Raw genomic sequence first — 20,232 nt, 5'->3', positions numbered from 1 at the left:
ATTACCTGTCATTTCAAGGAATATGCCCTGTTTCGCGCAATGTTTTTAAAAACCCGGCGGATGCATGCTCGATCATATCCAGCACTCTTTCAAAACCATGTTTACCGCCAAAATAGGGATCAGGAACTTCACGTTCACCGAGATGCGAAGCATAATCAAGAAAATATCCGATTTTCTCTTTATGTTTGTCGGGACAGATATCCATTAGCGCAGAATAATTTTCGCAATCCATAGCCAACAGGAAATCAAACTCCTCAAAATCCTCCAGGGCGACTTTTCTAGCGCGCAAATGCCCTAATTCAATGCCTCTTTCAAGAGCTGCCTTCTGCGCGCGCAAATCGGGCGCTTCGCCAAGATGATAAGCATGTGTGCCGGCTGAATCGAGAATAAAATGCTCTTCCAGAGCATGCTCCCTGAGAAGCTTGGCGAATACGCCTTCGGCAGTCGGGGATCTGCATATGTTGCCCATGCAGACAAAAAGAACTTTTATTTTTTCCATATCTGTGTGCATTTAATAAAATTGTAACAAAGTAGCGCCTATTCTAAAGCCGGGCAATCAAAGGGGCAGATAACATTGATCATTTTTAGTCGCCACACCATCACCACCCGACAAACGCTGCTGATCCGCATAGAAATAAAGCTAAAAAAGTTGTTCCTCACAGCTATATTCTACATTTGTGAAAAAATGTCCAGGGCTTCGGAAACAGTCGAAACGGCATAAATTTCCAGGCCTTCAATTGATTTTTTGGGCGCATTCGCCTTGGGGATTACAGCCTTTTTAAAGCCGTGTTTGGCCGCGTCATTCAGACGGGCGTGGCCATTCGCCACCGGCCTGATTTCGCCGCTAAGGCCAATCTCTCCAAAGAAGAAGGTATCATGCGCAATAACCTTATCTTTTAAACTGGAAACAATTCCGACTACTATGGCCAAGTCGGAGCTTGTTTCCGTGACTTTAATGCCGCCGACCACATTGGCGTAAATTTCATCGTTTGCCGTAAAGATACCGCCGTGCCGCGACAGCACGGCAAGCAGCATGGCCAGCCGATTCTGGTCAAAACCTACGGCCAGCCGCCGCGGGTTTCCATACTGGCATTCTGTCACCAAGGCTTGGATTTCCACTAACAGCGGCCGGGTGCCTTCCCAAAGAACAGTGACCACGCTGCCCGAGGACGGTTTTTCCGGCCTGTTCAAAAACATTGCCGAGGGATTCTTAACCTCTTTGAGCCCTGAACTGTCCATGGCAAAAAAGCCCAGTTCACCAACGCTGCCAAACCTGTTTTTATCTGCTCTTAACACCCTGTGCCGGGCATCATCCGTAGCAGACAGAATCACCTGCGTATCTACAATATGGCTTAAGGTCATAGGGCCGGCCAGGGAATGATCCTTGGTCACATGGCCAACCATAAAAATGGAAACATTATGTTTTTTTGCATACTGTGTCAGATAACTGGCCGACTCCCGGACTTGAGATACAGATCCTGGCGCTGAATCCGCTTCCTGGGTATGCATAACCTGAATCGAGTCGATAACCAGAATTTGCGGTTTGACTTCATCCAGTACATCACAAATCCGCTGCACCGAAGTTTCGGTAAGCATCATGATCTTGTTTGCAGGAAGCCTGAGCCTGTGCGCTCTTTCAGCAACCTGTTGCAAGGATTCTTCACCGGAAACATACAGAACACTGACGCCGCGTTCGGCAATATTGGCAATGGCCTGAAGTAAAATGGTGCTCTTTCCTGCCCCCGGCGCTCCGCCAATCAATACCACACTGCCGCTGACGATGCCGCCGCCCAATACGCGGTCGAATTCTGAAATGCCGCTGGAAATTCTCTCGGTCTGTAAAAGATTTATATCCGATAATAACTTAACTTCCGACCGGCTTCCAGCATAACCTGCAGAACGATTATTGCGGTCTGCAGCTGTTGATCCCAGTCTGACTTCCTTGATTGTATTCCATTCACCGCAGCTTGTGCATTGTCCGCCCCAGCGCGGATAATCCGCACCGCACTGATCGCAGACAAACGCGGTTTTGATTTTCTTGCTCATTGATTGTAAAAAAGCAGGTAAAAATAATTAATAAGTGATGCAATTATACTAAAGCGCAAGCGTATTATCCCGGTAATTGCGAGGCCTGAAAATTCATCCGGAAATCATGGCGTGCGATCAGCTTCATTTAAGTGAAGCCGGCTCATCTTCATCCTTAATTTCATTGTCATAAAAATGTAACCGCATAGACATCAAAATAACATCTTTGTTTTTTATCGTATTGCCATCTTTTTTTCTTTCTATATTAATGATGAAAATATTGGATGCGCAGATAAAAATAAAACAGTCGGGCCGCCTTGAATGCTTTGTTACCCGCGATGAACAATGGGTCAGGCAGGCCCAGAAACTTCGCTATCGCATATTTGCCGAAGAAATGGGCGCGAAACTTAAAACCGGAGCTGAAGGCCTCGATTATGATGAAATCGACGACTATTGCGATCACTTAATTGTCTTTGATGACGTCACCAGGAAAATCGCCGGTTATACCCGCTTGTTAAATCAGTTTCAGGCCTGGCAATTGGGCCGCTTTTATTCCCAAACTGAATTTAATCTCGATCGTGTTTTTGCAATGCCCGGCCGTTTTCTGGAAATAGGCCGCACTTGTGTTGACTCCGATTTTCGCGGCAGTGCGGTTTTGACGACTTTATGGTCGGGACTGGTCAAATACGCTCAGCAAGGCCGCTATGATTATTTGATCGGTTGCGCCAGTATTTCCCCCGGTCCTGGCGGCTTCGCCGTGGATGCCGTCTACCGGACTATTGGCGCAAAAAATATCGCGCCTTCCAGCCTGAATGTCAGCCCGAAAATTGCCGTTCCGGATTCATTGACTTGCCAAAGAGATGAGTCCGGAATCCCTCCCTTGCTTAAAGCCTATTTACGCTTCGGCGTTCAGGTTTGCGGCGCACCTTTTTGGGATAAGGATTTTAATGTAATGGATTTATTTATTCTGCTGCCTCTTGATCAACTATCTGACAGATACACAAAACATTACCTGAAAAATCCCTTATCCACCCATGAAAACCAGACTGCGCTTAATTTATAAGGCCAGCTTGATTATTGTACTGTTTCTGGCAGGATTGATTATTGCAGGCATCATTTTTCCGATTATCAACGCCGCTTGCAGCATCAATAAAGCCACCGATAACTGCAATCAGTTAAAAATGCACTGGTTAAAATGTTTTAGCCGTATTTTAAACCTGCACATTCAAATAGACGGCAAAGTGGTTGACGGCGACGCGATTCTGGTGAGCAATCATATTTCGTGGCTGGATATAATCGCAATCGGCCAACTTCTGCCGGCCTGTTTCGTTGCCAAAAACGACATTCTGAATTGGCCGCTCATTGGTTACCTGGCTGTGCAGGGCGGAACTGTTTTCATTCGCCGCGGCGACAAACGGCAGGTTCGGACAACTGCCGAGAAAATGGTCTGGTTGTTAAAGCAACACCGCAAAATTATTGCCTTCCCTGAAGGCACTACCAGCGACGGCTCACATATACTGCCTTTTCATTCCTCCCTTTTTCAACCGGCCTTGCTCACTAAAGCAGCTATCCAGCCTATCGCTCTCGAATATCTGGGCGATACCAAAGCACTGGCTCCTTTCATTGGCGAAGATGCTTTTGTACCCCACCTATTGCGCATGCTGGCAATGGAGGAGCTTCATATAAGTATGAAAATTTTACCTGTCATCAAGACGGCTGGTAAAAAACGTCATGAATTAGCAAAGCATTCCAGAGACAGCATTTGCCTGGCGCTTTATTCTGTAACCACCCCTCCAATCTTGAAAATAGCGCCGTAATAGCGTTGCCGCCGGCAGAGTTCATTTTAATATCAAAAATCGACATCATTTATCCCGTACCGGGCAAACACGGCTAAAATAATCAGGGCAAAATTGCTATTTAACTATAAAATAGGCGGCCTGACCTTATCCTGTTTGACCCCCGGAATTAATATGAACCAAGACAGCATCAACCTTGTGGAACACTACTATGCCGCTTTCAACAGCGGAGATATGAAGACTTTCCTGAACCTGCTCACCGATGATGTCATTCACGATATCAATCAAGGCAAACGGGAAATAGGCAAGGAAGCGTTCACTCAGTTCATGGCCTGCATGAACTATAATTATAAAGAACAACTGGTCGATATAGTCATTATGGCTACAGCCGACGGGGCCCGGGCTGCCGCCGAATTCGTTGTGTTGGGGGAGTATATTCAAACCGATGAAGGATTGCCCGTAGCACAAGGACAAAAATATCGTCTGCCGGCCGGCGCCTTTTTTGAAATTCGCGATAACAAAGTCGCCCGTATTACCAATTACTATAATCTCCAGGACTGGATTGCCCAGGTCAATCCATAACTGAATTGCCGCCGTATACTTCCTGCCTAACAGCCTGCCCTGAATTGAGGGCGGCTTCAGTTTTCAACCGTATTTAAGCTCCATTGTCTTGAGAAGATGGAAATAAATACCGATAAAATATAAAAAAGTGTTATAAAATTTACAGCTTTGAATTTAAAGCTCGAGCTTCCCGTATACCTGCAGCAGTGACTTAATTATGCGATGTCCGTTTTGTGCAGCACAAGATACTCGCGTTCTTGATTCCCGATTGGCCAATGAAGGAGATCAGGTTCGTCGCCGACGCGAATGCAACATTTGTAAAGAAAGATTTACCACTTATGAAGCGGCGGAATTAACGCTGCCACGAATTATTAAGCGCGACGGAATTCGAGAGCCTTTTGATGACAACAAGCTACGTTCAGGAATGATCAAGGCCCTGGAAAAACGGCCGGTTGCCAGTGATGACATTGAAGCCGCCATCCATCGCATCAAAAAACAATTATTGGCGAAAGGCGAGCGCGAAATACCTGCGCAGGAAGTGGGCGAAAAAGTCATGAAAGAGCTGAATTCACTGGACCATGTGGCTTTTGTGCGGTTTGCATCGGTATATCGAAGTTTTCAGGATGTCAGTGAATTTACTGACATAATTGAACATCTACAAAAAAAATAATATGTCACTTTTAGCTCGGCAGGATGCTGTTTATATGGCGAGGGCACTTAATCTTGCTAAAAATGGGCTTTACACAACCAAGCCAAACCCGCGTGTAGGTTGTGTTTTAGTCAGGGATGATGTCATTATCGGCGAAGGCTGGCATGTTAAAGCCGGGCTTGGACACGCGGAAATCGAGGCATTAAACCAGGTAGCGGATGCTAAAGGCGCAACTGCTTATGTGACCTTGGAGCCCTGCAGTCACTACGGCCGGACGCCGCCCTGTTGCGAAGCCCTTATAAAAGCCGGCATAACCAGGGTGGTGGCGGCCATGCAGGATCCAAACCCCCAGGTGTCAGGCAAAGGTCTGAAAAAGCTTAAAGCGGCCGGAATTGATGTGGTATGCGGGGTATTAGAGCAAGATGCGCTGGCATTGAACCGCGGTTTTATTAAAAGAATGACTAAAAACCGCCCTTTTGTGCGCAGTAAACTGGCGATGAGCCTGGATGGTCGGACGGCAATGGCATCGGGCGAGAGTAAATGGATTACTTCAGCTGAGGCCAGAGCTGACGTGCATGGGCTAAGGGCTGAAAGTTCGGCGATTTTAACCGGCATCAATACCGTTTTAGCTGATGATCCGGCGCTGACTGCGCGTATAAATATGAACGTAGTACAACCGGTCAGAGTCGTATTGGATTCTCAGTTGAAAATGCCTTTTACTGCGCGTATGGCCTCTTTGCCGGGACGCAATCTGATCTTGACATGCTCTCATGATAAAATGAAGCAACAGATTTTTGAAAAAAGCGGTTTTGAAGTTTACCGATTGCCGGATAAAAATGGCCGGCTTGATCTGCACGAAGTCATGATTTTTTTAGCGTGGCAACAAATCAATGAAGTACTGGTTGAGTCGGGCCCCATACTGAACGGCGCGCTCTTGACTGAAGGGCTGGTCGATGAATATGTGGTTTACATAGCCCCCTGCATTCTCGGCGATCAGGGCCGCGGCTTATTTAAAATGCCGGGCTTGCAGCAGATGGCGGACAGGAAAAATTTAAAGCTGTGCGATGTCAGGCAAATTGGTCAGGATTTAAAATTAACACTTACACCTTAAGCGGGCAAGCTGCTTTTTAACAGAAGGTACTGATGTTTACAGGCATTATTCAAGCCGTAGGAAAAATATCGGCAATCGAACAAAAAGCCGGCGATTGCCGGTTAACCGTAAATACCGGCAAATTAGCGCTCAGTGATGCTGCAGTAGGTGATAGCATTGCAGTCAATGGCGTGTGTTTAACGGCTGTGGAGTTGGGTACGGATTATTTTTGCGCCGATGTATCCAATGAAACCTTATCCAGAACAATATTTAAGAACGTGACTACCAGTACTCGAGTTAATCTCGAGCTGGCTTTGACGCCATCCACGCGCATGGGGGGACATATCGTCAGCGGGCATGTTGACGGCATTGGCCAGGTCATCGAAAAAAAAGCCGATGGACGCTCATTCCGCTTTAAATTTAAGGCGCCGGATACTCTGGCCAAATATATCGCTGAAAAAGGCTCTATCTGTATCAATGGCATCAGCCTGACTGTCAATGAGGTCGAGGGGTCATTATTCAGCGTTAATATTGTACCGCACACGCTTAAGGAAACAACGCTCGGTGATGCTACGGTCGGAACCTCGGTTAATCTGGAAGTCGATTTGCTGGCTCGTTATATGGAGCGGTTAATGCTGAGCGATGCAGCCGCTAAAAATCATGGCGGCATTACCGAAGAATTATTGCAAAAAAGCGGTTTTTTCTAATGAAGGGCATTTGTGAATACAATTGAAGAAATCATAGCAGAGTTACGTGCAGGCAAAATGGTCGTCATTATGGATGATGAAGATCGTGAGAATGAAGGCGATCTGGTAATGGCCGCATCTTTTACGCGTCCTGAAGATATCAATTTTATGGCTCGTTACGGCCGCGGCCTGATTTGCTTAACCTTGACCAGTGAACGCTGTCAGCAGCTGCGCCTGCCGTTAATGGTCAATGAAAACAAGACGGCTCATTCGACTAATTTTACTGTCTCCATCGAGGCGGCAGCCGGCGTAACAACCGGGATTTCAGCCGCTGACCGCGCTCGTACCGTGCAATGCGCCGTAGCGGCGGACGCCAAAGCCGATGATCTGGTGCAGCCTGGCCATATATTCCCCTTGATGGCCATGCCCGGAGGCGTGTTAAACCGTGCCGGCCATACCGAAGCCGGATGCGACTTAGCCCGACTGTCCGGAGTCGAGCCTGCCGCCGTCATTGTTGAAATACTCAATGAAGATGGTTCGATGGCAAGAAGGCCGGATCTGGAGGCTTTCGCCGAACAACATCATCTTAAAATCGGAACCATTGCTGATTTAATTCATTACCGTATTCAGCATGAAAATACCCTGGAACGAATCAGCGAGTGTAACTTCCCCACTGAATTTGGCGATTTTCGGCTCTATGCCTATCAGGACAGAAATGACAATAATGTGCATCTGGCAATGGTGATGGGGCAGATTTCCGGAGATAAGCCGGTGCTAGTCAGAGTCCATGCGCGCAATTTGCTTGATGATGTGTTTGCCTCAAAGCGCAGCGACAGCACGGTTTCAATACGCGAAGCCATGCAAAAAATTGCTGAAGAAGGTTGCGGTGTTTTGGTGGTTATCAGGCAGAGTGAAGACAATAAGTCTTTGGTGGAACTGATCCATCATTATCAACTGGAAGACCATGGAATTTTAAGTTCGGTGCAGAATCCGGAGGCGACCGATTGGCGCATGACCGGTACCGGAGCCAGAATACTGGCGGATTTGGGCGTGCATAAATTAAAAGTTCTGGGCACCAAAAAGAAATATGTCGGCTTGTCCGGGTTTGATCTGGAGGTATCCGGGCATGTTAGTTATGACAGGTGTGACGCTGTCGTTTCAGAAAATAATATTCGTAAAGTAGAGAAGCATCATGTCGACAATAACAACATTTGAAGGAAATTTATTAGCCCAGGGAGGTAAGTTTTGTCTGGTAGCGTCCCGTTTTAATAGCTTTATCGTTGAGCAACTGGTGTCAGGCGCTATTGATGCTCTGGTGCGCCACGGGGCGGATAGCGCCGATATTCATCTTGTAAAAACCCCAGGCGCTTTTGAATTGCCTCTGGTGGTGCAGCGTATAGCCGCTAAAAAAACCTATGATGCCATCATTGCCTTAGGTGCTGTGATACGGGGCGGCACCCCCCATTTCGAGTATGTCGCCGGTGAATGCGTGAAAGGTCTGACTCATGCTTCTCTGCAATACGGCGTGCCGGTCAGCTTTGGCGTGCTAACCGTTGATACGATTGAACAGGCGATAGAACGTGCCGGCACCAAAGCCGGCAACAAGGGCGCTGAAGCTGCGCTGTCAGCCATAGAAATGGTAAGCCTGCTAAAAAATCTGGAAGGCTGATGAGTCAAGCGCGTACCAATGCCCGTAAAGCTGCTGTGCAGGCCTTGTACCAATGGCAGATGACCGGCCAGAATCTTGGCGAGATTGAGTTACAGTTTCAAGAGGAAGAGCGGCTGAAAGATGCCCAGAAAAGCTACTTTACCGAACTGTTTCACGAAATACCCAAAAATCTCGAGACTCTTGATCAGTCTTTAGCCGAATTTGTCGACCGTCCCGTCGATATGATTGATCCGGTCGAAAGAGCCATTTTAAGAATAGGCGCTTATGAACTGCTGCATCGGCTGAATATGCCCTATCGGGTGATCCTGAATGAAAGCATTAATCTGGCCAAATGTTTTGGCGCCGATGGCAGTCATAAATATATTAATGGCATTCTGGATAAGATCGCCCAAAAAGAAAGAGCCGTAGAAATTAAAGCCAGAACCGCAGGCAAATAAATAATTGTGCCGATTTCCGAATTTGCCCTGATTCAGCGTTTCTTTACCAGACAAAAGGTAAAAAATCCTTCAACACATTTGGGTATTGGTGATGACTGCGCGCTAGTGTCGATTCCGGCTGGTTATGAATTGGCTGTAACAACCGATACGATGGTTGAAAATGTGCATTTTTTTGCCGGAGCCGATCCTGCACAGCTTGGCCATAAGCTGTTAGCCGTTAATTTAAGCGACCTGGCTGGCATGGGCGCAAAACCGGTTTCTGTAATGCTGGCATTAACTTTAGCGGCAGTTGATGAAAATTGGCTGACGGCTTTTACTAAAGGATTTTTGACTTTAGCTGAGCGATATTCAGTGGATTTGATTGGCGGAGATACCACTTTGGGCCCATTAACTTTAACCGTTCAGGCTATGGGTCTGGTGCCAAAGGGTCAGGCTTTACTGCGCTCCACTGCAAGAGCCGGCGATTGTATTTACCTGACCGGCCGCCTGGGCGATGCAGGACTCGGACTAAAGGTTAACCAGGGTTACTGCTGTGTGAATCCAGAAGCTGCATTAAAACGGTTTAATCAGCCTGACCCTCAGGTTAACGCAGGCCTCGCTTTAAGAGGTATTGCCAGCGCCTGCATTGATGTCTCCGATGGCTTGGCCAGTGATTTGGGACATATCCTCGAACAAAGCCAGGTAGGGGCATGTCTCGATTGGGATGAATTGCCGCTATCTGATGCGATACTAACCTACATAAATGAAACGGGTGACTGGACTATGCCCCTGGTTGCCGGCGATGACTATGAACTGTGTTTTACCGTAAATCCAGAGAAAGCAGCGAAGCTGACTATCGGCTGCAAACAAATTGGCGTCATTGAGTCCGAGCCGGGTTTACGCCTGAATAAGTCGGGTATTATTCAGCCCTTGCAGGTAAAAGGTTTTGAGCATTTTGCATAATCGGCATCATGGAAGGAATAAGCTGTCGCCCAAGCAGATTCTGTCTGATCCTGTCCTGTTTCTGGCTTTCGGTTTTGGTTCCGGACTGGCCAAAAAAGCCCCCGGGACGTTTGGCACCATAGCGGCAGTCCCGGTGTATTGGTTAATTGTCCAGACAAACAGCATTGTTTACAGCCTGGTAACGATTGCAGTTACTATTTTCGGTGTATGGATATGTGGATGGGCTGCAGAAAAATTGGGCGAGCATGATTTTGGCGGCATAGTCTGGGATGAAATCGCCGGTTTTTTAATAACCATGTGGTGGGTGCCCTTTGCCTGGAAAACTTTGGTATTGGGCTTCCTGCTATTTCGAGTATTTGATATATTAAAGCCGTGGCCCATCAAATGGGTCGACCAGCAGGTGAGAGGCGGCCTCGGCATCATGCTCGATGATGTTTTAGCGGGAATATTTGCAGGGATTCTGTTGGTATTTATTGATTGAAGGCTAATTATATATCCTGAGCGGACTTAAAAACAGCTGAAGCCGCTGCTACGGAAGTCAAAGTCCGGAGCGATATGAGTGCCAGCCCCTTGCAAAATGAACTATCGAGTGCCGCTAATGTCTTTGTTAGCAGATAAGGCTTGGGTTTATCTTCATTAAAGACAAAAATCTGTTAGCTACATTATTTTAACGGGTCTTGGTTTAGACCTTGTGAAGCAGGTTTAAGCAGTAAATTTCATCTTTGGCTAGGCCTGAGATCAGGCTATTGAAATCATCAGTTCTTGCTTAAAATCCGGTTTTATTCCTGCAGGGATGGAAAGCTTTTTAGCATAAATAAGTTGCTAAATTACTGTTAAGTCTTTATAATTATTAAATCAATCGCGGGGTGGAGCAGCTTGGTAGCTCGTCGGGCTCATAACCCGAAGGTCGTAGGTTCAAATCCTGCCCCCGCTACCATATATGGAGACCCCTTTTTGGGGTTTTTTATTTTTGGGCTTCGGTTTCAGGAAGCTTACACAGGTTGGTAAGGGAAGAGCCTTGGGCTCTTTTTTTATGTGCGCTAGTAAATGAGGAAAAAATGAAGCAGGCTCCTGAGCATTTGGTTAATTTAATTGAGCCAATAGTTGAAGGGTTAGGCTATGAATGCATAGGCATTGAATATAACCCGCATCCCAAACATGGATGCTTAAGAATTTACATTGATAGCGAAAAAGGAATCCTCATTGAAGACTGTTCCCAGGTAAGCCATCAAATCAGCGGCGTCCTGGATGTTGAAGATCCTATACAAGGCAATTATCATTTGGAAATTTCTTCGCCAGGGGAAGACAGGCCTTTCTTTAAGGTCAGTCAATTTAAACAATTTATCGGCAGCACGGTACTCGTTAATTTATTTAAAGCTATAGAGGGCCGGAGAAAAATTACCGGCCGGATTGAAAAGGTTGAAGACGATATTATTACGCTTCAGGAAGCGGGTCAGGTTTTTGAGGTGCCGTTTAACGCCATGAGCAAAGCGCGTTTGGTGCCTGAAACCCGTTTATTTAATCAAAAAGGAGCACGCAGTGGCAAATAAAGAAATTTTATTAGTAGCGGAAGTTTTCTCTAATGAAAAGGAGATCGAAAAAGAAGTTGTATTTCAAGCGATAGAATCAGCCTTGGAAGCGGCTACGATCAAACGTCATACTAATCAAATTAAAGTCCGCGTTGTTATAGACAGAAAAACCGGTGATTATATGACTTACCGGCTTTGGGAAGTGGTAGCTGCCAATAATCTGATTGACGGTGATGTTGAGTTTCCGGAAACGCAAGTTTTGCTGGAAGTCGCCCGGATGGATGATCCTGATATCCAGGTTGGCGACTTTGTAGAGGAAGAAATTGAATCTGTTGATTTCGGCCGTATTGCCGCGCAGACTGCCAAACAGGTTATTATCCACAAGGTCAGGGAAGCCGAGCGCAGGAAGATTGTTGATGCCTATAAAAACCGTGTAGGCGAATTGATAACAGGTATCGTAAAGCGCATCGAGAAAGGTAGTGTATTCCTGGACTTGGGCGGGCACGTAGAAGCCTATATCGCCCGGGAAGACATGATTCCCCGCGAACCCATTCGCATAGGCGACAGGATAAGAGGATACTTGAAAACGGTACGCTCAGAGCCTCGCGGCCCTCAACTGTTTGTCAGCCGGACTGCTCCTGAATTACTGATTGCCCTGTTTCGTCTTGAAGTGCCTGAAGTAGGCGAAGGCATGATCGCCGTGATGGGCGCCGCACGCGATCCCGGCTCCAGAGCCAAGGTTGCCGTAAAAAGCAACGATCCGCGGCTTGATCCGGTTGGAGCGTGCGTCGGCATGAGAGGATCCAGAGTACAATCAGTTTCGAATGAGCTTGCCGGAGAACGTGTTGATATTATTCTTTGGAATCCAAGTGATGCTCAATTCGTTATTAATGCCATGTCGCCTGCTGAAATCCAGTCCATTGTCGTTGATGAAGACCGACATAGCATGGATTTGGCGGTTAATTCGGAAAATCTGTCCCAGGCTATCGGTCGCGGCGGACAAAATGTACGGTTGGCAACACAGCTAACCGGATGGGAATTAAATGTTATCGATGCATCTAAAGCGGAAGAAAGCAGCGAGGCTGAAGCCGATAAGATCAAGCAGTTATTTGTAGAACTACTGGATGTTGATGAAGATATTGCCTTGATTCTGGTTGAGGAAGGCTTTAATACAGTTGAAGAAATAGCTTATGTGCCAGTCAGTGAAATGCTGGAAATTGAAGGCTTTGATGAAGATCTTGTTAATGAACTGAAAAGCCGGGCCAAAGACGCCTTGCTGATCAGCGCTATTGCAGATGAAGAGAAAATAGAAACAGCCGAGCCGGCGCAAGACTTGCTGGAAATGGAAGGTATGACCAGAGACCTTGCTTATGATATGGCTAGTCAAGGTATTATCACGATGGATGACTTGGCAGATCAATCGATTGATGATTTGATAAATTTTCCGGACATGAATGAAGAGCGAGCGGCAAAATTGATTATGAAGGCGCGTGAGCCTTGGTTTGCTGAGGAGCATAGGGCTTAGTATGGGGCAAGTAATGAGTAACAAAACAGTACGTCAATTGGCTGAGGTTGTAAAAATACCTTTGGAACGATTATTAGTGCAGCTGAAAGAAGCAGGATTATCGGCGAGCGCTGCTGATGATGTCATTAGTGAAGATGAAAAAATGCAGCTGCTTGCGCATTTGCGCAAGCGCCACGGCAAAGGCGATGGGGAAGACAAAAGCTCGCCAAGACGGGTAACTTTGGAACGCAGAAAAGTTATTGAAATTAAACAGGCGAGTGTACCGGGAAACTCCACTAAAACCATCAGCGTTGAAGTGCGTAAAAAAAAGACGTATATCAAACGTAGTAATGTAGCCGATGTTGACGAGCACAAAGAAATTGGGCCAAAGCCTGGTCAGATAGATCAGAGTCAGCATATAGCTCAGTTGGGGCAAGCGCAAACTCAAGCCGGGAAAATCCCCTCGGTGGAAGTCCCGGCAATTGAAACTCATGCAAAAGAAGCTAATAAGGATCAACACCCGCAAGCTGCACTGGCAGAAGAAGCTAAACTTGAGCCGGAAGTACAACCTGCTGAAGCACAACCAGTACAACCTGCTGCTGTCGAGGTGGAACATGAAGCCGTCATTGAACCTGAAGCAGAGGATAGCAAGCCTGAAGTTGAATTCGACCTATTAAAAGCCAAGGAAGAAAAGAAAACCAAACAGGAACAGTCCGCTAAAACCAAAGAACTTGATGAGGCCAGAAAAAAACAGCAGGAAAAAGAACGCCGGCTTGAGGAATCCATTAAACGGAATGCTGAAAAAGTCAGGCAACAGGCTGGAGCTAAACAGGAGACCTTGCATAGAAAAAATCAGGAAGAAGCAGCACGTACAGGCAAGGAAGCTAAAAGAGGCAAAAAGAAAGGTAAGCAAACTCAACGTGTAAGTATCCAGGCCAATACCAGGCATCAGTTTGAAATGCCCGTGGCGCCGATAGTGAAGGAAGTTGCAATCCCGGAATCGATACTCGTTTCCGATCTTGCCCAGAAAATGAGCGTTAAAGCTGCGCTGGTCATTAAACACTTGATGAAGCTCGGCATTATGGCGACCATCAATCAAAGCATTGATCAGGACACAGCCGTTATTCTGGTTGAGGAAATGGGTCACAAGGTAATAATGCAGAGTGATGATGATCTTGAGCAGGAAATGCTGTCTGAGGTACAGGCAGAGGATAATCGCGTGGCCTTGCCGCGGGCGCCTATCGTTACCATTATGGGCCATGTCGATCATGGGAAAACCTCATTATTGGATTATATTCGTAAAACCCGCGTTGCTGCCGGAGAAGCCGGCGGTATTACCCAGCATATCGGCGCCTACCAGGTGAAGACAGATCACGGCTCAGTCACATTTCTCGATACGCCGGGTCATGCGGCGTTTACCGCCATGCGGGCCAGAGGAGCCGATGTGACCGACGTAGTGATTGTCGTTGTTGCTGCGGATGACGGTGTCATGCCCCAGACCAAGGAAGCGGTAGAGCACGCAAGAGCTGCAAATGTGCCGATTATTGTCGCTATAAACAAGATTGACAAGCCGGATGCAAACCCTGAAAAAGTTATGCAGGAACTGGCCAATATTAATGTACTGCCCGAAGAATGGGGCGGCGATGTGCAGTTTCTTAAAATTTCAGCTAAAACCGGTGAAGGCATTGATGATTTAATTGAAGCCTTAATTGTTCAGACTGAAATTTTGGAATTGACAGCCCCTGTAGAAGGCCCCGCCTCGGGTATTGTCATTGAATCGAGACTGGATAAAGGCCGCGGTGCAGTGGCAACAGTGCTGGTTCTAAAAGGCACTCTGGAAAGCGGCCAGATGGTTTTGTGCGGCCAGGAATTTGGCCGTGTCAGAGCCATGTTTAATGAAAACGGCAAAGCGATTAAAGCCGCCGGACCTTGTGCGCCGGTTGAAATTCTGGGTTTGTCAGGTACGCCCGATGCAGGCGATGAGTTTCTGGTGGTTCAAAACGAACGTATTGCCAAAGATTTGGCTAAACATCGGGAAGAGCGGAAAAAATCAAGCCGGCAAGCGGCTCAACAAGCATCCAAACTGGATGAGGTGTTCTCCAGAATGGCCTCGGGCGAAATTGCAAGCCTGAATCTGGTCATTAAAACGGATGTTCAAGGCAGTCTGGAAGCCTTACGCAGTTCACTGGTCGAATTATCTACCGACGAGGTAGAAGTCAAGGTTGTTTTCGGCGGAGTGGGTGGTATCAATGAAGGCGATGCCAACCTGGCTTTGGCCTCAGGGGCGATTTTAATCGGCTTTAATGTTAGAGCGGATGCTACCGCCCGAAAACTGATTGAAGAAAAAGGCATTGATCTGCATTATTACAGCGTTATTTACGATGCGATTGATGAGGTTAAAAAATCAATCAGCGGAATGCTGGCGCCTGAAATCAAGGAACAGATTGTCGGGCTTGCTGAAGTTCGGGATGTATTCCGCTCACCCAAATTCGGCGCCATTGCCGGTTGCATGGTAATCGACGGCTTTGTTAAAAGAAATCTGCCTATTCGGGTCCTGCGTGAAAACGTGGTAATTTATGAAGGCCAACTGGAATCTCTACGCCGCTTCAAGGATGATGTAAGCGAAGTTAAAATGGGCATGGAATGTGGTATCGGAGTGAAAAACTATAACGATGTAAAACCAGGCGATCAAATTGAAGTGTTTGAACGCATAGAAGTTAAACGGGGACTGTAATCCTTATGGCAAGAGAATTTGGCCGTAGCGCTCGGGTTTCATCGCAAATGCAGAAAGAACTTTCTTCAATTCTGCAACGCGATATTGATGACTCAAGATTGGGCTTAATCACGATTAACGAAGTGGTTGTCAGTAAAGATCTCGCCCTGGCAAAAGTTTACTTTACCGTCTTAAATGTTGACGAGCAGGGCAAACAAAACAATGTTAAATGGTTGAATGAGTTGGTGCCTGTTATTCGCCATGAATTAGCCAAAAGAATGCGCTTGCGACATATCTCGGAATTGCGTTTTTATTATGATGATTCATTTGATGCGGGTATGCGGGTTGCAGAACTCCTGAATGATTTACCCAAGCCTGATCTGGATAAGTCCGGCAAGACCTGAATCAAGCCTGCATGAGTAAACGCAAGTCCGGGCATAATATTGATGGAATATTATTGCTGGATAAACGGCCGGGAGTATCTTCCAATAAAGCCTTGCAGGAAGTAAGACGCTTGTTCAATGCCAATAAAGCGGGGCATACCGGTAGTCTGGACCCTCTGGCTACAGGCTTGCTGCCGCTGTGTTTTGGCGAAGCGACAAAAGTCTCCGCGATGATGCTGGAAGACGACAAGCGCTATCAGGTTGTTATTCAGCTTGGCATTATGACGGATACCGGTGATATGGAAGGGGTCGTAATTGAAACAAAAGCGCTCCCTGCCCTGTCGATTGGCAATATTGACGCCTGCCTGAAAAAATTTACCGGCAAAATAAATCAGGTTCCTCCGATGTATTCAGCCTTGAAGCATAAGGGCAGAAAGCTTTATGAATTGGCGCGGGAAGGTAAAACAGTCGAAAGGAAGGCCCGGCAAGTCAATATATTTGAACTGTCGCTCGTTGATTTTTCGACTGATACATTAACCCTGCATGTATGGTGTTCAAAAGGCACATATATCAGGTCACTGGCCGAAGATATTGGCCATTATCTCGGTTGCTGCGGCATGGTGAAAGAACTGCGCCGCTTGCAGGCAGGGCCGTTTAGCATTAAAAATGCCCTTACCATTGACCAGCTAACGGCAATGGATAAGCAAAGCTTGTTGCTGCGCCTGATCAAGGTTGATAAACCCCTGGCAGCCCTGCCTGCTGTCCAGTTGTCTGACGAACAAGCCATTCGTATAAAGTATGGGCAATCGCTTATCTATAAAAAAGAAAGCTTTCAAGGTCTGGTGCGAATGTATAATTCAGAAGTTTTTTTAGGCTTGGGAGAAATGCTATTGGATGGTAAACTAGCGCCGAAAAAATTGTTCAATTTGAGCAATGAAAAAGGCTGAGGTACACGCTCAGAGGAAGCATCGCAAGTAGCGATTGAAACTCTACACCCTATCGTGGAGACAGTGTATTGAGGAGCCGTCCTCGGACAAGCTCTATTTTTAATTTTTAATCTAATAGGGATTACAAATGCCATTTACTGCAGAACAAAAAAAAGCGGTCGTAGAAGCGTACCGTCAATCAGAAACCGATACCGGCTCGCCTGAAGTTCAGGTTGCTTTGCTGACTGCCCATATTGCCCACCTGACGCCACACTTTGCAGTCCATAAAAAAGACAATCATTCACGTCGCGGACTGTTGCGCATGGTTAATCAACGGCGTAAATTGCTGGACTATCTCAAAAACAAGGACAGCAACCGCTATCGTTTACTGATTGAGCGCCTCGGTTTGCGCAAATAATAAGCACAACAAAAACGGCACCTGGTGAGTGCCGTTTTTGTTTTAGCACTTCGAATTGAACACATTTTTAATAATCTTCTACACAGGAACCCTATAGTGAACCCTATCAGGAAAGAATTTCAGTACGGCAATCAAAAAATTATCCTGGAGACCGGTGAAATAGCCCGTCAGGCGGACGGGGCGGTAATGATTGATGTAGAGGGTACCTCCGTTCTCGTTACCGTCGTCGGTAAAAAAGAAGCCAATGGCGGAGATTTTTTCCCCCTTACAGTGAATTATCAGGAAAAATCGTATGCGGCCGGTAAAATACCGGGTGGGTTTTTTAAAAGAGAAGGTCGTCCAAATGAAAAGGAGACATTAACATCGCGTTTGATAGACAGGCCTATCCGTCCGCTTTTCCCTGCAGGCTATACTAACGAGGTTCAGATTATTGCGACACTTGTCTCACTGAATCCTGAAGTTGACCCCGAAATTCCTGCCTTACTGGGTGCGTCTGCGGCGTTGGCTATCTCGGGGTTGCCTTTTAACGGCCCGATAGGAGCTGCCTGTGTGGGTTATAAGGACGGCGCCTATCTCCTAAATCCATCCCCGGCCGCTATAAAGGAATCCCGCTTGGAATTGATTGTCGCCGGTACGGCCCATGCCGTATTAATGGTTGAGTCCGAAGCTGATAATTTGCCTGAAGAAGTCATGCTCAATGCTGTTTTATTCGGCCATGAACAAATGCAGATTGCCATTAACGCTATTAATGACTTCGCTAAAGCCGCCGGAACCGCAGTTATTCAGTGGACAGCGCCCAAAGTTAATGATGAACTCGAAAATCTGATAACTGCAGAAGTGGAAGCAGGCATTAAAGAGACTTACCAAATCGCGGCAAAACAGATTAGACAGGAACAGTTGAAAAGCATCAGGAATGCCGTAATAGAAAAACTGACCGCTGACGGCCAGTACTTTGAAAGCGAGATCCGGCCTGTTATCGAACATGTAGAATCCAGGCTTGTCCGTCATGCCATTCTTTACGAAGGAAAACGGATCGACGGACGTGCTTTAGACTCAATCAGACCCATTAGCATCAGAATAGGCGTATTGCCCAGGACCCACGGCTCTGCCTTGTTCACGCGGGGGGAAACCCAGGCTTTGGTGGTTGCCACCTTGGGAACTCAGCGTGATGCTCAAATAATTGATGCCTTGGCGGGTGAGTATAAAGAGCCTTTTATGCTGCATTACAACTTCCCTCCCTACAGTGTCGGTGAAACCGGCTTTGTCGGTTCGCCAAAACGCCGTGAAATTGGTCATGGCCGTTTAGCCAAGCGCGGCGTAGCTGCGGTGCTGCCGGATATGAATGAATTTCCCTACGTTATTCGGGTTGTCTCTGAAGTTACTGAATCGAACGGTTCAAGCTCCATGGCTTCGGTCTGCGGCAGCAGCCTGGCCTTAATGGATGCCGGGGTACCTATTAAATCGCCGGTTGCCGGTATTGCCATGGGGTTGATTAAGGAAGGCGACAGCTTTGCCGTTTTATCGGACATTATGGGTGATGAAGATCATCTGGGCGATATGGATTTTAAAGTGGCCGGCTCGGAAGACGGCATTACCGCCTTGCAAATGGACATCAAAATAGATGGCATTACTGCAGAAATCATGAAATCGGCTCTGGAGCAAGCCAAACGAGGCCGTTTGCATATTCTGGGCGAAATGAACAAGGCGTTGCCGGCCACGCGTGAGCAGATGTCTGATTTTGCTCCGCGTATCATTACTTTCAAAATTGACCCCAGCAAAATCCGTGAAGTTATCGGTAAAGGCGGAGCAACTATCCGCAGTATTACTGAAATAACCGGCGCCAGTATTGATTTAACCGACGATGGCGTAGTTAAAGTGGCTTCAGTTGATAAAGCCGCGGGTGAAGAAGCGCGTCGTCTTATTGAAGAAATCACCGCTGAAGTTGAAGTAGGTAAAGTTTACGAGGGCAAAGTCGTCAGACTGATGGATTTCGGTGCTTTCGTCACCATTTTGCCAGGTAAGGACGGCCTGGTTCATATTTCGCAAATTTCCGATGAACGCGTTGATAAGGTAAGTGATAAATTATCCGAAGGCGATATGGTCAAAGTTAAAGTACTTGAAATCGACCGCCAAGGCCGAGTCAGACTCAGCATGAAGGAAGCAGAAAAAGTCTAACCTGCCTATAGAGCCTTTCTTGGGATGAAAATAAAGGGCCTGACGGCCCTTTTTTGTGACTATTGAATAAACCGTTCAGCCGACTGAGCAATAGTGGGACTAAGAAGCATTCGTTAAGAAACTTGAGGTTTCGATAAAATCCGGCTTTGCAAGACACTCTAAATCGGTCATTCCAAACAGGCAAATATTTTGTTTTCTGATCGCCTCCAACCGAACCCTAGCAGTCTTTCACCCCATGCAACGAATGATCCCAAAATAGAGGGATAGGCTGACATCCGTAAAATATCTTCAAATAGGCTTGACTCCTCATTGATAAGACATAATTGCAAACCTAGCCCTGAAAATCCAAGTGACTTTTCGCTTGCTTGAGGGTCACCCTCTGCATGGTATGGTATAGATCATTGCCGCCGTTAAATCGCTGTGGCCCAGCTATTCATGAATGGTGCGGATATCTTATTTTGCATACAATAAAAGGCTGGCTGGCGAAAAGATGCCTAAGAGTATGCGCCACAAAGCTCGTTTCAAGACCCGGCTTTTGCGCACGGCTATCTTAATAGCGATTTGCACATGGGTTTCGTTCAATAGTAACGCGGATATTCATCACTAGCCGCCACTAAGGTAAGCGATTTACTGGAAACTATTATTGCCCAGTAATTCCTTCTCGGCATTTTTATAGTTGATATCCAGCGCACTGAACTTAAAAACTCCCGCATACTGTGCCGCTACATT

The 20,232-nt window shown here is 46.8% G+C and carries 20 protein-coding genes and 1 tRNA gene; 19 read left to right on the top strand and 2 right to left on the bottom strand.

Annotated features, from left to right (window positions below):
• Positions 1-13 precede the first annotated feature (13 nt).
• Both HUX64_RS07000 and radA read right to left on the bottom strand, forming a co-directional pair.
• A complete protein-coding gene (locus HUX64_RS07000) occupies positions 14-499 on the bottom strand; it encodes a low molecular weight protein-tyrosine-phosphatase (protein WP_174625524.1) in 486 nt (161 codons plus the stop codon).
• Positions 500-669: 170 nt separating this feature from the next.
• Positions 670-2,046, bottom strand: coding sequence for a DNA repair protein RadA (radA, locus tag HUX64_RS06995; protein ID WP_174625523.1), 1,377 nt, complete (start codon positions 2,044-2,046; stop codon positions 670-672).
• 250 nt (positions 2,047-2,296) lie between these two features.
• Between radA and HUX64_RS06990 the strand changes: the two genes are divergently transcribed.
• The 19 genes from HUX64_RS06990 (at position 2,297) to pnp (ending at position 19,503) form a co-directional block, all read left to right on the top strand.
• Positions 2,297-3,088 carry a GNAT family N-acetyltransferase gene (locus HUX64_RS06990; protein ID WP_174625546.1) on the top strand — a complete coding sequence of 264 codons (792 nt, stop codon included), beginning with the start codon at positions 2,297-2,299 and terminating at the stop codon, positions 3,086-3,088.
• Positions 3,060-3,842: a lysophospholipid acyltransferase family protein gene (locus HUX64_RS06985; protein ID WP_174625522.1), complete on the top strand. Its 783-nt coding sequence runs from the start codon at positions 3,060-3,062 to the stop codon at positions 3,840-3,842. The genes HUX64_RS06990 and HUX64_RS06985 overlap by 29 nt, the downstream gene beginning before the upstream one ends.
• Positions 3,843-3,995: 153 nt before the next feature.
• Positions 3,996-4,403, top strand: a complete 408-nt coding sequence (locus HUX64_RS06980; RefSeq protein WP_174625521.1) for a ketosteroid isomerase-related protein — start codon at positions 3,996-3,998, stop codon at positions 4,401-4,403.
• Positions 4,404-4,599: 196 nt separating this feature from the next.
• Entirely contained in the window at positions 4,600-5,052 is a 453-nt protein-coding gene (gene nrdR / locus HUX64_RS06975; RefSeq protein ID WP_174625520.1) for a transcriptional regulator NrdR, read from the top strand.
• 1 nt (position 5,053) lies between these two features.
• Positions 5,054-6,142: a bifunctional diaminohydroxyphosphoribosylaminopyrimidine deaminase/5-amino-6-(5-phosphoribosylamino)uracil reductase RibD gene (gene ribD, locus HUX64_RS06970; RefSeq protein WP_174625519.1), complete on the top strand. Its 1,089-nt coding sequence runs from the start codon at positions 5,054-5,056 to the stop codon at positions 6,140-6,142.
• Between the two features lie 32 nt (positions 6,143-6,174).
• The gene (locus tag HUX64_RS06965; RefSeq protein ID WP_174625518.1) at positions 6,175-6,828 is read left to right on the top strand and encodes a riboflavin synthase; all 654 of its coding nucleotides are present in this window, start codon (positions 6,175-6,177) and stop codon (positions 6,826-6,828) included.
• 12 nt (positions 6,829-6,840) lie between these two features.
• A complete protein-coding gene (ribBA, locus tag HUX64_RS06960; RefSeq protein ID WP_174625517.1) occupies positions 6,841-8,022 on the top strand; it encodes a bifunctional 3,4-dihydroxy-2-butanone-4-phosphate synthase/GTP cyclohydrolase II in 1,182 nt (393 codons plus the stop codon).
• Positions 8,000-8,476 (top strand): 6,7-dimethyl-8-ribityllumazine synthase, encoded by a 477-nt coding sequence (gene ribH, locus HUX64_RS06955; RefSeq protein WP_174625516.1) that lies wholly within the window; start codon positions 8,000-8,002, stop codon positions 8,474-8,476. The genes ribBA and ribH overlap by 23 nt, the downstream gene beginning before the upstream one ends.
• On the top strand, positions 8,476-8,913 hold the full coding sequence (gene nusB, locus HUX64_RS06950) for a transcription antitermination factor NusB (RefSeq protein WP_174625515.1): 438 nt from the start codon (positions 8,476-8,478) through the stop codon (positions 8,911-8,913). Before ribH ends, nusB begins: the two co-directional genes overlap by 1 nt.
• Before the next feature lie 6 nt (positions 8,914-8,919).
• Positions 8,920-9,855, top strand: a complete 936-nt coding sequence (gene thiL, locus HUX64_RS06945) for a thiamine-phosphate kinase (RefSeq protein ID WP_174625514.1) — start codon at positions 8,920-8,922, stop codon at positions 9,853-9,855.
• Positions 9,839-10,336, top strand: a complete 498-nt coding sequence (locus HUX64_RS06940) for a phosphatidylglycerophosphatase A family protein (protein WP_174625513.1) — start codon at positions 9,839-9,841, stop codon at positions 10,334-10,336. Before thiL ends, HUX64_RS06940 begins: the two co-directional genes overlap by 17 nt.
• A 379-nt stretch (positions 10,337-10,715) precedes the next feature.
• A tRNA-Met gene (locus tag HUX64_RS06935) sits at positions 10,716-10,792 on the top strand.
• A 121-nt stretch (positions 10,793-10,913) separates the two neighbouring features.
• Complete coding sequence (gene rimP / locus HUX64_RS06930; RefSeq protein ID WP_174625512.1) at positions 10,914-11,405, top strand: ribosome maturation factor RimP; 492 nt, start codon at positions 10,914-10,916, stop codon at positions 11,403-11,405.
• Entirely contained in the window at positions 11,395-12,909 is a 1,515-nt protein-coding gene (nusA, locus tag HUX64_RS06925) for a transcription termination factor NusA (protein ID WP_174625511.1), read from the top strand. The genes rimP and nusA overlap by 11 nt, the downstream gene beginning before the upstream one ends.
• A 13-nt stretch (positions 12,910-12,922) precedes the next feature.
• Positions 12,923-15,622 carry a translation initiation factor IF-2 gene (gene infB / locus HUX64_RS06920; protein WP_174625510.1) on the top strand — a complete coding sequence of 900 codons (2,700 nt, stop codon included), beginning with the start codon at positions 12,923-12,925 and terminating at the stop codon, positions 15,620-15,622.
• Between the two features lie 5 nt (positions 15,623-15,627).
• Entirely contained in the window at positions 15,628-16,005 is a 378-nt protein-coding gene (gene rbfA / locus HUX64_RS06915) for a 30S ribosome-binding factor RbfA (protein ID WP_174625509.1), read from the top strand.
• 11 nt (positions 16,006-16,016) lie between these two features.
• The gene (gene truB / locus HUX64_RS06910) at positions 16,017-16,931 is read left to right on the top strand and encodes a tRNA pseudouridine(55) synthase TruB (protein WP_174625508.1); all 915 of its coding nucleotides are present in this window, start codon (positions 16,017-16,019) and stop codon (positions 16,929-16,931) included.
• Positions 16,932-17,058: 127 nt separating this feature from the next.
• Complete coding sequence (gene rpsO, locus HUX64_RS06905) at positions 17,059-17,328, top strand: 30S ribosomal protein S15 (protein ID WP_174625507.1); 270 nt, start codon at positions 17,059-17,061, stop codon at positions 17,326-17,328.
• Between the two features lie 96 nt (positions 17,329-17,424).
• Positions 17,425-19,503, top strand: a complete 2,079-nt coding sequence (pnp, locus tag HUX64_RS06900) for a polyribonucleotide nucleotidyltransferase (RefSeq protein WP_174625506.1) — start codon at positions 17,425-17,427, stop codon at positions 19,501-19,503.
• Positions 19,504-20,232 lie beyond the last annotated feature (729 nt).

The sequence above is a fragment of the Candidatus Methylobacter favarea genome, assembly GCF_902806695.1.
Lineage (GTDB): Bacteria > Pseudomonadota > Gammaproteobacteria > Methylococcales > Methylomonadaceae > Methylobacter_B > Methylobacter_B favarea.
The sequence above is the reverse complement of the archived record's forward strand: the minus strand, read 5'-3'. Positions and strand labels throughout refer to the sequence as shown.